The organism is Aureimonas mangrovi, from assembly GCF_014058705.1.
GTDB classification, from domain to species: Bacteria; Pseudomonadota; Alphaproteobacteria; order Rhizobiales; family Rhizobiaceae; genus Aureimonas; species Aureimonas mangrovi.
On record NZ_CP059692.1, the window covers coordinates 2,853,600 to 2,868,963 of the forward strand.

The window sequence follows — 15,364 nt, forward strand, 5'->3', positions numbered from 1 at the left end:
GGCGCGGATCCTGTCAGAAGCGGCTTGCGCGAAAGGGCGAGAGGTCGATTGCGGGAGGGCGGTCGGCAACGAGGTCGGCCACGAGGCGCGCCGTGGCGGCGGACTGCGTGAGGCCGAGATGTCCGTGGCCGAAGGCATGGATCACGCGCGCGCTCGCCGAGGATCGGCCGATGACGGGAAGCGAATCCGGCAATGATGGGCGGAAACCCATCCAGCGGTGCCCCCCTTCCGTGCGCAGCGCCGGAAGAAAGCTCTTGGCCTTTCGAAGCATCGCATCGGAGCGCTCGAAGTTCGGCGGCAGGTCGAGCCCCGCGAACTCCACGGCACCGCCGATGCGAATGCCGGACGTCAGCCGCGTGACGACGAACCCGTGCCCGGCGAAGGTCAGCTGGCGCTTGAGGTCGAAGGCCTCGCCCGGAAGAGTCGTGTTGTAGCCGCGTTCAGTGTCGAGGGGCACGTGATCGCCGAGGGCCGCGGCCAGCGGCCTGGACCAAGCCCCGCACGCGACGACCGCGTATCGCCCCCGGATGCTCGATCCATCGGAAAGAAGAACCTTCGCGTGGTCCGGTTCGGCTTCGAGCCCGCGCACCTCGCCGCTCATCAAGCCGGCACCGAGGCGTCTCGCACTTTCCCACAGGGCTCGCGTATAGTCGCTCGGATCGGCGATCGACTGCCAGCCCGGCACGAAGGTCGCGTGCGTGAAGCGCGGGGACAGACCGGGCTGAAGTTCGGCGATCTCCTCGCCGGACAACTGGCGGAACTCGATTCCTTCCTCCTCGCGCGCCTGCCAGCCCGGCATCGACGCCGCCAGTTCCTCGGCCGATTCGTAAAGTTCGAGATTGCCGTCGGATCGAAGCATCGATGTCAGACCGGCCGTTTCGATCAGGCGCTGCGTTTCGCTCCGAGCCAAACGCATCAGCGCGGCCTGCGCGCTCGTCGAACGGCCGCAGGCTTGGGGCGCGCTCGCTCGCCAGAACCGCCAGAGCCACGGAGCGATCTTCGGCAGATACGCAGGCCGCACGCTCAACGGACCGAGCGGATCGATAAGCCAACGCGGCGCCTTGCGCATGATGCCCGGCGAGGCCAGCGGCATGATGTCCGAGAAGGCGAACGCACCTGCATTGCCGAAGCTCGCTCCGCAGGCGATCTCGCCACGCTCGACAAGAACGACCTTCGCCCCCTCCTCCGCGAGAAGGTGAGCGCAGGAAACTCCGATGACGCCGCCGCCGATGACGACGACCTCTGCATCGCGGTGCTGCGGCGTCATCGACGGGCTCCTTCCGTGGGCGTCAGGCCGCTTTCGCCGGCCAGCCGGCGTACCAGGTCCGGAAGAGGGCGTACTGGGTTTCGGCGAACGCCTTCTGTGCGGAACTCAAGGCATCCGTCTCGTTGAAGTGGAGGCTGTATTCCTCCTCGCCGTTCAGAACCATCAGGTGCTTGTAATAAAGGACCAGGTCCGCGCCCTCATCGAATTTCGAGAGGACGGTGAGCGCCGCTTCCAACTCGCGCGCGTCGCTGCGGGCCTTCGCGTCGCCCCTCGCCGCCCGTTCGCACAGCGAGACGAGATGCAGGACCTCGCGCGGCAGGGCGTTGCCGATCCCGGTGATCGCGCCGCGCGCTCCGCAACTGACATATCCATGAAAGACGCCCGTATCGACGCCGACCATCAGCGTCAGAGCCTCGTCGCCCGAGGTGATGTGCTCGGCCGCGTAGGAAAGATCGGCCGCACCGCCGAATTCCTTGAAGCCGACGAGATTGGAATGCTCGCGGCGCAGTTCGAAGAAGAGATCGGCGCGGGTGGCGAAGCCATAATAGGGGCTGTTGTAGATGACCGCCGGCAGCTCACCGCCCGCCTTCAGGACGGCCGAGAAATGCGCGCGCTGGGCGGAGGGCGAGGAGCCGCGCGACAGGACTCGCGGGATCACCATCAAACCCTGCGCCCCGATCTTCGCGGCGTGCGCGGCATGGGCGACGGCGGACTTCGTGTTCACCGCGCCGGTGCCCACGATCGTCGGCACGCCCGCTTCGACCAGATGCCGCACGCCCTCCATGCGCTCTTCATCGGTGAGCAGCGGCCAGTCGCCCATCGACCCGCAGTACACGACGGCGCGCATGCCGTGATCGACGAGTTCGCGGCCCTTGCGCGCGAGCGCCGTAAAGTCCGGCGTCCGGTCGGGCCGGCAAGGCGTCATCAGCGCCGGAATGACACCTTCGAAAACGGCAGACGACATTCGACGATCCTCGCACGATGAACGGGTGAAAGTCCGCCGGAAGACGACGGGTTCTCTCACTCTAAGCGTCTGCATAATCTGTGTCGACAGGAAATCGACAGATTGTCACTGAACTCGAAGCTCGGGATGCTGGCGAAGGTCCGAGGCGAAGAGGCGCCGGATCTGCCCGACGATCTGATCCGCGTGCTGACGTCCGAGCGCGTCCGCACGATCGATGTCGCGCGCGGCGATCGCCGCGATCATCTCGTCGTGCTCGCCCACATATTGGCGGGGCAGGTCGTCGTCGAAGGACTGGTAGTAGAGCCGCAGAAGACGACGTCCGTCGTCGAGAAGGCGGACCATCAGCGAGTGGTAATAGGGGTTGCGCCCGGCTTCGGCGATGGCGGCGTGGAACTCGCGATTGACAGAGATCATGGCCAAGGCGTCGTGCGCCTCGACCGTTCGGGTGTACTCGGCCTGCAGGACCCGGATGCGCGCGAGATCTCCCGCGCGATGGTTCTGGGCGGCCAGCCGCATGGTCACGCGGTACATCAAGGTGATCGCGTCGAAGAACGCATTGAGGTTCAGGACGTCGATATTGGCGACCATCGTCGAGCGGTTCGGCAGCATCTCGACAAGGCCCTCTCCGGCAAGGCGCACGAGCGCTTCGCGGATGGGCGTGCGGGACATGCCGAACCGCTCGGCAAGGTTCACCTCGTCGAGCGGGCTGCCGGGCGCCAGAGAGAGCTCCAGGATTTCGTCACGCAGGATGCCGTAGACATGTTTGACCCCCGAGCCGCGCTTGCGTTCGGGGGCCTCGATGCGATCGATCTCGTTCGACACGGGAAATCTCCAGGCGGTTCTGCGCTCCGCCGCCCTTGCGGCGGGCCCCTCAGGCCTCGTAGCCGAAGGGATCCTCGACGCTATGGCACGGCTGCGTAAACCAACGCACGCCATCTTCGGCCATATAGGCGCAATCCTCGAGCCGGATGCCGAACTCGCCGTAGATGCAGATCATCGGTTCGATCGAGAAGCACATGCCGACCTCGAGCGGTCGCTTGTTGTTGCGAACGATGTAGCTTTCCTCGTGGACTTCGATCCCGATCCCGTGGCCGGTGCGGTGTGTGAGGCCAGGCGCCCCGTACTCCTTCTCGTAGCCGGGCGTCGCCTCGATCAGGTCGCGGGCACCATAGTCGACCGCCTCGCATGGCGCGCCGAGCTTTGCAGCCGCAAAGCCTGCCGCTTGCGCCGCCTTCTCGAGATCCCAGACCTCACGCTGCCGCGGCGTCGGCTCGCCGAAGACGTAGGTGCGCGTCATGTCGGAGCGATAGTCGGCGACGAAGCAGCCGAGATCGAGGAGCACCATGTCGCCGTCGTTCAACGTCTGCGGATAGTCGACGCCGTGGGGATAGGCGGTTGCCTCGCCGAACAGGACGATCGGACGCCCCGACTGGGGCGCCTTGCCGCCAAGCCGGCGATAGGCCTCCAGCACGAACTCCTCGACTTCGACCGTTCCGATTCCCTCGCGAAGGATGCGCGCGGCTGCCTTGTGCACTTCCAGCGTGATCTCGTTGGAGCGCTGCATCAGCGCGATCTCCCGCTCTGACTTCACGGAGCGACACGCACCAGTGATGGAAGCGCCGTTCACAAGCTCGTAGCGGTTGCCGGCGCGCCGCAGCCCGTCGACGTTGAAGAAGGGAGCGTTGGGATCGATCGCGAGCCGGCCGCTCGGAATGCCGAGGCTTTCGATCGTGTCGATAACCAGCGCGCCGGGGTCCTCGTGCTCCTCCCAGACGCGGATGTCACCCTCGATCTTCAGCATGGAGCGCGTCTTCGGCTCCTCGAAGGCGGGGCTGAGATAGGTGATCGCGCCGTCGGCCGGCAGGATCGCGCCGTGCAGGCGCTCCGTGAGTTTCAGGTTCAGCCCGGTGAAGTAGTTCAGGTTGACCGTCGTATCGAGATAGAGCGCGTCGATGCCCTGCTCGCGCATCAGCGCCTGTGCCTTCGCAAGGCGCGCCTCGCGGTCGGAATTGTCGATCGGCACGATGCCGGCCGTCATGTCCCGCATGTTCGAGAATTCCGCTTCTGCGGTCGAGCCGCCCACGCCGATGGTCATCCGTTCGGTTCTCCGTTTTTTGGGGTCTGGTTTCGAGTTCAGGTCGCGTCGGCCGCGACAGTCTGGGCGCGGCAGGCGTCGAGCGCTCGGTCGATCGCCGCGCCGTTCATCGTCTCTCGCGGACCGATCGCCACGAAGATGCTGGCCGGACCGGGATCGAGGTCGACGGCGGTCAGGCGGCTGCGCTTGCCGACCTGCTGGTACTCGTAGAGCGTCTGGGTGCCGTCCGGGCTCCGCGCGCGCAGGAGGCCCTTCGCGCGAAGGAGGCCACGGCCGATCTTGCGCAATGCCGCGCGCAGGGCCGCTTCATCGAGGAGCTCTTCCGTTTCCCAGGAGCAGGAAACAAATGCATCGGTGTGAGATCCGTGATCGTGGTCATGGCCGCATCCGCAATCGGGCCCGTGGACGTGGTCCGCAAAGCGATGGCCCGGAAGTTGGCCCGTGGCGCCTCCGCGCGCAATTCGTTCGGCGCGGGCCGGTCCGAACAGGATTTCGCGCGGGACATCGCCGTACCGGGAGGTCACGATGCGCAGCGCCGGCATAAGGCCTGCGAGTTGCCCGCCCAGGCGCTCCACTTCGTCGTCGGGCACGAGGTCCACCTTGTTCAGGATCAGGAGATCGGCGCCGGTGATCTGGTCGATCGCCAGTTCCGTCGTCGCATAGTCGAGTTCGGGAAACGAGGCCGCGTCGACGAGGCAGAACATGCCGTCCAGCGAGACGACGTCGGCGAGTTCGTCCGACAGGAGCGTGTCGGCCAGCGGCAGCGAGCGTGAGACGCCGCTTGCCTCGATGACGATGCGGTCGAGGTCCGGGCGCGAGGCGACGAGGTCGCGGATCGCCGTGACGAGTTCGGTCTGGATGGTGCAGCAGACGCAGCCGTTGCTCAGCGAAATGCTCTCGCTCGTGCCCTCCACGATCAGCGCGGCATCGATATTGATCTCGCCGAAATCGTTGACGAGGACACCGATGCGCTCGCCTTCGGGAGTAGCCAGGATCGTTCGCAGGAGCGTCGTCTTCCCGGCTCCGAGAAAGCCGGTGAGAACCGTTGCCGGCAGCGGCTTTCGCTTCGAATTCGTCATCGAATGCCTCGAATTTGTGCGCTGCGTCATTCTCATGCAACGCCTATTGCGTTGCATATTATCTGTATGCATAGTCGTGGCAAGTCGGCTTCGCCATCCTGGATCACGGTCGGGCAAGCGACGTCGAAACATGTCCGGAACTGCGCCCGAAGCCTTGTCTGGCTGGGCATTCACCATTTGAGGGGGCCGGGTTGCGGCAGATCCTTTTCAAGAATTTCGCGATGCTCGACCCCGAGGTGGGTGAATTGCGCGGCGGCCATTCCCTCCTCGTCGAGGGCAGCCGTATCCGGGAAATCCGCGAGGGTGAGGTGCAGGCGACCGGCGCCGAGGTGGTCGATTGCGGTGGCGGCACCCTCATGCCGGGCCTCATCGACAGCCACGTCCACGTGGTCTTCAGCGAGGTCTATCTCCGCAATCTCGAAGCGATGCCGATCACGCTGATGACGGCGCACACCATGAACGAGATGCGCGCGATCCTCGATCGCGGCTTCACAACCGTGCGTGACACGGGCGGCGCAGACTGGGGCCTTCGGCAGGGCGTGGAGCAGGGTCTGATCACCGGGCCCCGACTGTTCATCTCGGGCCGGGCGATCGGGCCGACAGGTGGTCACAGCGATGCGCGTCGACGCACCGACACGTCGATCGGCTGCCCGTGCTGCAACGTCCTGTCCTTCGCCATGGGCATCGCCGACGGCGAGGCCGAGGTTCGCCGTATCGTGCGCGAGGAGATGCGCCAGGGTTGCGACCACATCAAGATCATGATGTCGGGCGGCGTCGCCTCTCCCTACGACCCGCTCTACTCGCTGCAATACTCGGAGCGCGAGGTGCAGGCGGCCGTCCAGGAGGCGAATGCCTTCGGCCGCTATGTGACCGCCCATGCCTATACGCCCGAAGCCATCACGCGCGCGGCCAACAACGGCGTGCGCTGCATCGAGCACGGCAACCTCATCGACGAGGCCTCCGCCGCCCTGATGGCCGAGAAGGGCATGTTCATGGTGGCCAATCTCGTCGCGTACTATGCGATGCGCGAGCGCGCGGCGGAGTTCGGCATGACGGCCGACATGCTGGAAAAGAACGACATGGTGATCGAGGGCGGGCTGCGCTCGCTCGAAATCTGCAAGCGAGCCGGCGTGCCGGTCGCTTACGGCTCCGATCTTCTCGGTGGCCTGCGCATCGACCAGAGCCGTGAGTTCACCATCCGCGCTGAGGTTCTTCCCGCGATCGACATCATCCGCTCGGCGACGACGATCGGCGCGCGCCTTCTGCGAAAGGAGGGCGAGATCGGCTGCCTGCGCGAGGGCGCGCTCGCGGACATCATCGTGGTGGACGGAGACCCGTTGCAGAACCTCGAACTCCTGACGGGTCAGGGCCAGCACCTCAAGGCGATCATGAAGGACGGGGTGTTCCACAAATGCACGCTCTGATGCCCATCCCCGCAAGAGACGCCCATCGCGGAGGAGCCGCACAGTGACGAAGACGGACGCAAAGACGGGCACGCCGCTGCTTTTCCGGAACCTGCGCCTTCTCGATCCCGCATTCGACGAGACGCGCGGCGGTTACGAGATCCTGATCGAGGGCGAGAAGATTCGCGAGGTCTCCGACAGGCCCATCGAGAGCGCTTCGGCGCAGGTGGTCGACTGCGGCGGCCGCGTGGTCATGCCGGGGCTCATCGACAGTCATGTCCACTCGATGCATTCCGAGGTCTTCACCCGGAAGCTGGAGGACATCCCGCTGACGCTGACGGCAGCGCGTGGTGCCAAGCGCCTGAAGGACATGCTGGATCGCGGCTTCACCACGGTCCGCGACGCCGGCGGCACGGACTGGGGCATGAAGCAGGCCGTCGAGCAGGGGCTGATCCCCGGCCCGCGCCTGTTCATCGCCGGGCGCTCCATCGGGCCGACGGGGGGCCACAGCGACGGGCGCAGCCGCACCAATCCGGGCTATCCATGCCTGTGCTGCAACGGGCAGGCCTTCCTGCGGCTCATCGTCGACGGCGAGGACCAGGTGCGCAAGGCTGTGCGCGAGCAGATGCGCCAGGGAACCGACCACATCAAGATCATGGTCTCGGGCGGCGTCGCCTCCCCGTACGACCCGCTGATGTCGGAACAGTTCTCCGACGCCGAGATCAGCGCGGCCGTCGAGGAGGCCGAGGCCTTCGGCCGCTACGTGGCGGCGCATGCCTATTCGGCAAGCGCGATCACGCGGGCGGTGAACCTCGGGGTGCGCACCATCGAGCACGGCAACCTCGTCGACGAGGCCGCCGCGAAGCTGATGGCGGAGAACGGCGCCTATCTCGTCGCGAACCTCGTCGCCTATGTCGCGATGAAGGAGCGCGCGGCGGACTACGGCATGCTGCCGGAGATGCTGGAGAAGAACGAGATGGTGATCGAGGGCGGCTATCGCTCCCTCGAGATCTGCAAGGCCGCTGGCGTCAAGGTCGGGTACGGGTCGGACCTTCTCGGCGCGCTGGCCGAGGACCAGAGCCGCGAATTCTCGATCCGCAGCGAGATCCAGCCGGTGATCGAGGTGATCCGGTCCGCGACGACGATCGGCGCGGAGATCGTGCGCCGCCCGGGCCAGCTCGGCACGATCGCGCCGGGTGCATGGGCCGACCTCATCGTCGTCGACGGCGATCCGCTCGTCGACATCACGTTGCTGGAAGGCCAGGGCAGGCATCTCGCCGCGATCGTGAAGGGCGGCGCCTTCTACAAGAACCGTCTCGGGGAAGCCGCGTGAGCGCGGCACGCGCCAGCGCGGGGAGTTTCCTCGGCGGGCGCCGGCTCGGCCGCTGGGCGCTGAACGGGATTGCGGCGCTCGCCTTCCTGTTCCTGCTGCTGCCGCTGATCTTCGTCACCTGGCTTTCCTTCTACGAGCAGGAGATCCCCACCTATCCGCCGGCAGGCTACTCGACGCAGTGGTATGGTCAGGCGATCGCCAACGACCGCTTCATCGACGCCTTCGTCCTCAGCGCGCAGGTGGGCATCGCAGCGACCGTCATCGGGCTTCTCGTTGCGATCCCCGCTTCGATCGCGCTGACGCGCTACAGATTCATGGGGCGCGGGGCGATCTCGAACCTTCTGCTGATGCCCCTCGTCATCCCCGGCATCGTGCTCGGTTTCTCGCTCTACATCTTCCAGGTGGAGACGGAGATCGCCACCGGCCTGCCGCTGATGGGCTCCTTCTGGGGCCTTGTCTTCGGCCACATCCTCCTCGTGATCCCGTGGAGCGTGCGGCTCATCACCGCGAGCCTCATCGGCTTCGACCGCACGCAGGAAGAGGCCGCGATGAACCTCGGGGCGACGCCGTTCACCGCGTTCCGGCGCGTGACCATGCCCGCCATCCTGCCCGGCATCGTCGCGGGGGCGATGTTCGGCTTCGTCAGTTCCTTCGGCAACCTGGAGGTCAGCCTGTTCCTCGTGGTGCCGGGCCAGACGACGCTGCCGATCGCAATCCTCCAGTATCTCGAATGGAAGATCGATCCGACGATCGCCGCGATCTCCGTTCTCCAGATCCTGATCATCATCGCCGCGATGCTGATCACCGACCGTTTCGTCCGAATTAGCCGAGTGGTGTAGCGATATGGCTGGCGTCAATCTTCAGGGGCTGTCCAAGCACTATGGCGAGTTTCAGGCCGCCGAGGACGTGAATCTCGACATCGCGGACGGTGAATTCCTCGTGCTTCTCGGGCCCTCGGGCTGCGGCAAGACGACGACGCTGCGCATGATCGCCGGCTTCATCGAGCCGACGAAAGGGCGGATCACGGTTGGTGGCGCGGACGTCACCCATCTGCCGCCCTGGAAGCGCTCGACGGGGCTCGTCTTCCAGAACTACGCCCTGTTCCCGCACATGACGGTGGCGCAGAACGTCGCCTTCGGGCTGGAAATGCGCAAGATCGGAAAGGCCGAGACAGCCGAGAAGGTGGCGACAGCCCTCGATCTCGTGCAACTCGGGCATCTGGCCGACCGCTATCCGCGCCAGATGTCCGGCGGCCAGCAGCAGCGCGTGGCGCTGGCCCGCGCGCTCGCCTTCCAGCCGGACGTCCTCCTTCTGGACGAACCGCTCTCCAACCTCGACGCCAAGCTGCGTCACGAGGTCCGACACCAGATCCGCAACCTCCAGCAGCGCCTCGGCATCACCACCATCATGGTGACCCACGACCAGGAGGAGGCGCTGACCATGGCCGACCGGATGGTCGTTATGAAGGATGGGCGCGTCCAGCAACTCGGCACGCAGCGCGAACTCTACGACGATCCGAACAGCGAGTTCGTCGCCTCCTTCGTCGGACGCTCCAGCTTCATAAAGGGGCGCTTCCAGAACGGCCAGTTCGTCAGCAGCGGCGGCATCACCGTCGAGACGGATCGCCGTCTTGTGGGCGAGGCCGTTCTGGCGTTGCGCCCCGAGCGTGTGACCCTTGCCAAGGGAGCCGGGATGGAGCCGCAGGGCGGCAACACCTATCGCGGACAGGTGGAGTCCATCTCCTATCTCGGCAGTTCGATCGATGTCGAGGTGAGGCTCAACGAGACCGATCGCGTCATCGCGCAGGTGGTCAACAGCGGGCGCCACAGCGGAGCCGCCGTGGGCGAGGAGGTTTCGATCACCTTCCCGCGCGACGTTCCCGTGTTCTCCGCCTCCGCTGCCTGAGGCCACTTGGCAAGCATTACCCGCAGACCTCGTTTCAGTGCCTTTCCGTCAACAACCAACAGGATGACGAGAATGACCAGACAGACGAACCGATTTTCGATCAGCCGTCGCAGCTTCCTGGCCGGCACGGCCGGCGTCGCCGCCTCCTCGCTCATCCTGCCCTCGCGTTCTGCCTTCGCGCAGGGCGGCGGCCGTGTGGTCGTGGGCACCTGGGGCGGCGATTATGCGCGCCTCCTCACGGAGAACATCGACCGGCCGCTGATGGAGCCTGCAGGTTACCAGATCATCCAGGATCAGGCGGGGGACCCCGAGCGCCGCGCCAAGATGCTGGCCGAGCGCCGGCTGCCGCGCGGTTCGGTCGACACGAACGGCCTCCAGGACGGCTCGATGTATCAGGTCTTCTCGCAGGGGCTGGTCGAGGAACTCGACTTCGACAAGATTCCCAATGCCGCGAACCTCCTGCCCAACATGCGCCTTGCCTACGGCATCCCGCAGATTTTCTCCGGCATGGTGCTGCTCTACAACCCGGACAAGATGGACGCGCCGGCCGCCTATGCGGATCTCTTCAACCCGGACCTCGGCAGCCGCCTCGGCATCATCGACATCCAGTATCGCCACAACATCGCGGTCGCCTCGCTGATCGCCGGCGGTTCCGTAACGGCCGTGGACGAGGGGAAAGCTCTGCTCATGGAGCTGCGCCAGGCCGGCGTAAGGGTCTACCCGACCAACGAGGCCTTCGCTCAAGCCTTTCAGACAGAGGAGATCGACGCCGGCCCGATGTGGAAGGCGCGCGCCCTGCAATGGCAGGATGCGGGGATCAACGTTCAGGCTGTCGTGCCCTCGGAAGGCATGGTGCCCTACGTCTCGGGCTTCGTCATTCCCAAGAACGCCCCCAATCCGGACGGTGCCTACGCCTATCTGAACGCGCTGCTCGATCCGGCCGCGCAGATCGGCTTCGCAGAGAACATGGGCTACGCCGGCACCACGAATGTCGAGCTGCCGGCCGAGTTGCAGGCGCGCGTCGGCTTCACGCCTGAAGAGGTTGAAGCGATGAACCCAATGGACTTCGAGTTCTTCTCCGAGAACGATCTCGACCTGAAAACCTGGTGGGACCAGGAATTCATCGGCTGACCATGCACGGCCCGTCCCTCAACCATTTCGTATTCAGACCATCCCGAAATACGGGGGACGGACTATGAGCGACATCGCCGCCCGCAAATCCAGGACGCTGACGGCCGCATCGCTGATCGGGCCGGCGACCTTCATCGCCGGCCTCGGGGTGATTGGGCCGATGCTCTATCTTCTGCGATACAGCTTCAATCAGTACGACCCGATGGAGTTGATGATCGAGACCTTCACGTTCACCAACTACGTGGAGTTCTTCACCAGCCCCTACTACCTCAACGCCTATCTGACGACGCTTCGGGTCGGGCTGATCGCAACCGCGATCTGCCTCGTCTTCGGCTTTCCGCTGGCCTACGTGCTGGCTCGCTCCACCTCGCGCTACAAGAACCTGATGATCATCGGCATCGTGGTGCCGCTGTTCGTCGGCAACGCGGTCCGCGCCGCCGGCTGGATGAGCTTCCTCGGGAGCCGGGGGCTCCTCTCCGTAACCCTGATGGACTGGGGCATCACCAACGGCCCAACCGACTTCATGTACACAGAGGGAACGGTGATCGTGGGCATCATCGCAGTGAACCTGCCCTATATGGTCCTATCACTGCAGAGCGTGCTCGAGGGAATCAACCGCAATGTCGAGGAGGCCGCCTTCTCGATGGGCGCACGGCCGCTGACGATGGCGCGGCGCGTTCTCCTTCCGCTGGCGCTGCCCGGCATCGCGGCCGGCACGATCCTGACCTTCATCCTGGCGATGAACGCCTACGCGACGCCGGTACTGCTGGGTGGCCCGAGCTTCAACATGATGGCGCCGCTCGTCTACGGCCGCTTCCAGCTCAACCATTGGCCGGGCGCGGCCGCAGTCGCTTTCGTCCTGATGGCGACGACGCTGCTCCTGACACTTCTCGTCGGAGTCATCACGCGCCAGAAGTTCCGGGAGGGCTGAGCCGCCCTCACCCGGGTGAGGCCGAATGCTCTCGGGCCTGAAGCTTGCTGTAGGCGATTCCATCGCACACCCACGCTGCCTCGATTCGGCATGTCGCCGCGGACGCGGGCGAACCTCTGATCGCGCCGAAGAGAGCCCCAATGGGAAGCGTAAACGCAGGGCATCTCATGGCGGAGACGAACCGCGGTGGAAAAATCCGCCGATGCACAGCGCGCATGCAGTCTGGTGAGACTAGAGCCCTCTTCTTCAGCAGGCGGCCGATTGACAGCGACGCGGTACCGATCGAGCATGGGTGACCTTTTGACTAAATGGTTCCGCTCCTCGATTGGCAACGTCCTTCGCCCCACGCTCGGTAACGAATTCCTCGCTCGCGCTCGAAGGACTGCGCGCGCTGATCCACGAGCATCGGAACCGCGTGGATATCCCCCTTCCGTCGGAGCGGGAGCTCGCCCTTTCGATGTCGGTCGGCCGCCGTGCCATTCGGCGGGCGATGGAGGTTCTCGAGGCGGAGGGCACGATCTGGCGACAGCAAGGCAAGGGAACCTTTGTCGGCAGTCGTCCCTCGCGGGCATCTCTTGATCTGAACGGCCTCCTGGGCCGCACGAGCCCCGCCGAGGTGATGGAGACGCGGCTTCTGCTGGAGCCGGGCCTGGCTCGCCTGGCCGCGTTGCGGGCCACGCGGGAGGACATCGAGGCCTTGGAGCGCCTCGCCCACAAGACCGAGACGGCCAAGGACGACGATGGCTGGGAATTGTGGGACAGCGCGCTGCACCGCCGCATCGCGCAGGCGGCAGGCAACCAGATGATGATGTCGATCCTCGATGTCGTACAGCGCATCCGCCAGGAGCCCGAATGGCGCCATCTGCGTGCCTCCACCCGGACCGAAAGCCGCCGGGCGCGCATCTTCGCGGAGCACGACGAGATCGTCGCCGCGATCTCACGGCGCGACGGCGCGGGTGCCGAGCGGGCGATGCTCCGCCACCTCGGCACCATCGACGCGAACCTGCGCGCCCATATCGCGGGCGACATCGCCCCGATGGCACCGCAGCCATCCACCGACGACGAAATCGTGCCCGCATCTCATCTGCAAAGGACGGACGCATGACCGCCTCCGCCGCCCCTTCCGACATTGCCGGGGCACCGCTCCTGTCGGTCGAGAACTTCTCGCTCTCCTTCTCGGCCAACGCGCCGGCCAATCTTGTCGACGGCATCTCGTTTTCGGTGCGGCGCGGAAAGACCCTGTGCATCGTGGGTGAATCGGGCTGCGGCAAGAGCGTCACGTCGCTGGCGCTGATGGGGCTTCTACCGACGCCGCCTGCCCGCATCGAGAGCGGTCGGGCGCTGTTCGAGGGCCGCGACCTCTTCACCATGAACGAACGCGAGCGCTCGGACCTGCGCGGCAACGAGATCGCGATGATCTTCCAGGAGCCGATGACCTCCCTGAACCCGGCCTTCACGGTCGGCCATCAGATATCGGAGGGCATCCGCCGCCATTCGAAGAAGTCGAAGGCGGAGGCGCGAGCCGAGGCGCTCAGTCTTCTGGAACGGGTGCGCATCCCGGCGCCCGAAAAGCGCCTCGATGCCTTCCCGCATCAGCTTTCGGGCGGCATGCGCCAGCGCGTGATGATCGCGATGGCGCTCGCCAACCGGCCGAAGCTCCTCATCGCGGACGAGCCCACCACGGCGCTCGATGTGACCATTCAGGCGCAGATCCTCGCCCTCGTCTCGCGTCTGCAGGAGGAGACCGGCACGGCGATGATCCTCATCACCCATGATCTCGGCGTCGTCGCCGAAGTCGCCGACGAGGTGGCGGTGATGTACGCCGGGCGGATCGTCGAGCAGGGTCCGGTCGCCCAGATCTTCGACAGCCCGCAGCATCCGTACACGATCGGCCTCCTCGGCTCGATGCCTTCACTCGGGCGCCGCGAAGCGAGCCTCGCCACGATCGAAGGCTCGGTTCCGCCGCTGGCCGAGATGGCCGCCGGCTGCCGCTTCGTCGATCGCTGCCCATTCGGCGACGGACACTGCGCCGCCGAGGTGCCGCCGCTGCGCGAGCTCGGGCCCGGCCATCATGCGGCCTGCTGGCATGCGCCGCTTGAAGAAAGCTTCGGAGCCGCGGCATGAGCCCCACCGTCACGCCCGCTCCGATCATCGAGGGCCGCCATCTGCACAAACGCTTCGGCGGCGGTAGAAATCTGTTCAAGACCGCTCCGGTCGTCCACGCGGTCAACGATGTGTCCTTTGCCGTCGGCAAGGGTGAGACCTTCGCGATCGTCGGCGAGTCCGGCTGCGGCAAGTCGACCCTCGGGCGCCTCCTGCTTCGCCTGATCGAGCCGAGCGAAGGCAGCGTCATCTATGAGGGCCGCGACATCACCGCGATCCCAGCCGGCGAGCTGCGCCGGCTGCGACGCGAGATGCAGATCGTCTTCCAGGACCCCTTCGCCTCGCTCAACCCGCGCATGAGCGTCGGCGCGATCGTCGGCGAGCCGGCGCGTCTGCACGGGCTGGCGAGCGGCCGGGCCGTCAACGACCGCGTCGCGGAACTTCTGCGTCTGGTCGGCCTGCGTCCGGAATTCGCCGAACGCTACCCGCACGAATTCTCCGGCGGCCAGCGCCAGCGCATCGGCATCGCCCGTGCGCTGGCGAGCGAGCCGACGCTGATCGTCGGCGACGAGCCCGTTTCGGCGCTCGACGTCTCCGTGCAGGCGCAGGTGGTCAACCTCCTGGAGGAGTTGAAGGGAAGGCTCGGGCTCACGCTCATCGTCGTCGCACACGATCTGGCGGTGATCCGCCATATGAGCGACCGGGTGGCCGTGATGTATCTCGGCGAGATCGTCGAGCTCGCGCCGGTCGACCAACTCTACGACGCGCCACTGCACCCGTATACGCAGGCGCTTCTCAAGGCCATTCCGGCCCCTTCCGTCCATCGACGCACCGCCCGCGAACTCCTGCAGGGCGATGTGCCGAGCCCGACCGCGCTGCCCTCGGGCTGCCGCTTCCACACCCGCTGCCCCCATGCCCGCCCGCGCTGCTCCAGCGAGCACCCCTCGCTGACAGTGGTGGAGGGCGGACGCTCGGTCGCTTGCCACTTCTGGCGCGAGATAGCCGATGCCGGCGGCAGCGCGCCCGTCGCCGCCGCCCATGTCAGCGCCAAGCGCGAACAGCGTCTCGACCTCTATCGCCGCGCTCAGGCCGGCGATTTCGGCGCGGCGAAAGCAACACGGACAGCTGCCGGCTGACCGCCAACTGAAACCAA

General features: G+C 66.0%; 14 protein-coding genes. 9 read left to right on the forward strand and 5 right to left on the reverse strand.

Annotation, left to right across the window (positions count from 1 at the left end; all coding sequences use genetic code 11):
- Positions 1-13: 13 nt before the first annotated feature.
- The 5 genes from H1343_RS13795 to H1343_RS13815 form a co-directional block, all read right to left on the reverse strand.
- On the reverse strand, positions 14-1,267 hold the full coding sequence (locus H1343_RS13795) for an NAD(P)/FAD-dependent oxidoreductase (protein ID WP_185983429.1): 1,254 nt from the start codon (positions 1,265-1,267) through the stop codon (positions 14-16).
- A 22-nt stretch (positions 1,268-1,289) separates the two neighbouring features.
- Positions 1,290-2,231 (reverse strand): dihydrodipicolinate synthase family protein, encoded by a 942-nt coding sequence (locus tag H1343_RS13800; protein WP_185983430.1) that lies wholly within the window; start codon positions 2,229-2,231, stop codon positions 1,290-1,292.
- A 105-nt stretch (positions 2,232-2,336) separates the two neighbouring features.
- On the reverse strand, positions 2,337-3,053 hold the full coding sequence (locus H1343_RS13805; protein ID WP_246333093.1) for a GntR family transcriptional regulator: 717 nt from the start codon (positions 3,051-3,053) through the stop codon (positions 2,337-2,339).
- A gap of 49 nt (positions 3,054-3,102) precedes the next feature.
- Positions 3,103-4,326, reverse strand: coding sequence for a M24 family metallopeptidase (locus tag H1343_RS13810; protein WP_185983432.1), 1,224 nt, complete (start codon positions 4,324-4,326; stop codon positions 3,103-3,105).
- 38 nt (positions 4,327-4,364) lie between these two features.
- Positions 4,365-5,405 (reverse strand): CobW family GTP-binding protein, encoded by a 1,041-nt coding sequence (locus tag H1343_RS13815; protein WP_185983433.1) that lies wholly within the window; start codon positions 5,403-5,405, stop codon positions 4,365-4,367.
- A gap of 191 nt (positions 5,406-5,596) precedes the next feature.
- Between H1343_RS13815 and H1343_RS13820 the strand changes: the two genes are divergently transcribed.
- From H1343_RS13820 to H1343_RS13860, 9 genes are all read left to right on the forward strand, one after another.
- Positions 5,597-6,829, forward strand: a complete 1,233-nt coding sequence (locus tag H1343_RS13820; RefSeq protein WP_185983434.1) for a metal-dependent hydrolase family protein — start codon at positions 5,597-5,599, stop codon at positions 6,827-6,829.
- A 43-nt stretch (positions 6,830-6,872) separates the two neighbouring features.
- On the forward strand, positions 6,873-8,141 hold the full coding sequence (locus H1343_RS13825) for a metal-dependent hydrolase family protein (protein ID WP_185983435.1): 1,269 nt from the start codon (positions 6,873-6,875) through the stop codon (positions 8,139-8,141).
- On the forward strand, positions 8,138-8,980 hold the full coding sequence (locus H1343_RS13830; RefSeq protein ID WP_185985738.1) for an ABC transporter permease: 843 nt from the start codon (positions 8,138-8,140) through the stop codon (positions 8,978-8,980). Before H1343_RS13825 ends, H1343_RS13830 begins: the two co-directional genes overlap by 4 nt.
- A gap of 4 nt (positions 8,981-8,984) precedes the next feature.
- On the forward strand, positions 8,985-10,046 hold the full coding sequence (locus H1343_RS13835) for an ABC transporter ATP-binding protein (protein WP_185983436.1): 1,062 nt from the start codon (positions 8,985-8,987) through the stop codon (positions 10,044-10,046).
- Between the two features lie 72 nt (positions 10,047-10,118).
- Positions 10,119-11,177, forward strand: a complete 1,059-nt coding sequence (locus tag H1343_RS13840; protein ID WP_185983437.1) for an ABC transporter substrate-binding protein — start codon at positions 10,119-10,121, stop codon at positions 11,175-11,177.
- A gap of 64 nt (positions 11,178-11,241) precedes the next feature.
- Entirely contained in the window at positions 11,242-12,108 is an 867-nt protein-coding gene (locus H1343_RS13845) for an ABC transporter permease (protein WP_185983438.1), read from the forward strand.
- Between the two features lie 325 nt (positions 12,109-12,433).
- Positions 12,434-13,213, forward strand: coding sequence for a FadR/GntR family transcriptional regulator (locus H1343_RS13850; protein WP_185983439.1), 780 nt, complete (start codon positions 12,434-12,436; stop codon positions 13,211-13,213).
- A complete protein-coding gene (locus tag H1343_RS13855) occupies positions 13,210-14,232 on the forward strand; it encodes an ABC transporter ATP-binding protein (RefSeq protein WP_185983440.1) in 1,023 nt (340 codons plus the stop codon). Before H1343_RS13850 ends, H1343_RS13855 begins: the two co-directional genes overlap by 4 nt.
- On the forward strand, positions 14,229-15,347 hold the full coding sequence (locus tag H1343_RS13860) for an ABC transporter ATP-binding protein (RefSeq protein ID WP_185983441.1): 1,119 nt from the start codon (positions 14,229-14,231) through the stop codon (positions 15,345-15,347). The genes H1343_RS13855 and H1343_RS13860 overlap by 4 nt, the downstream gene beginning before the upstream one ends.
- Positions 15,348-15,364 lie beyond the last annotated feature (17 nt).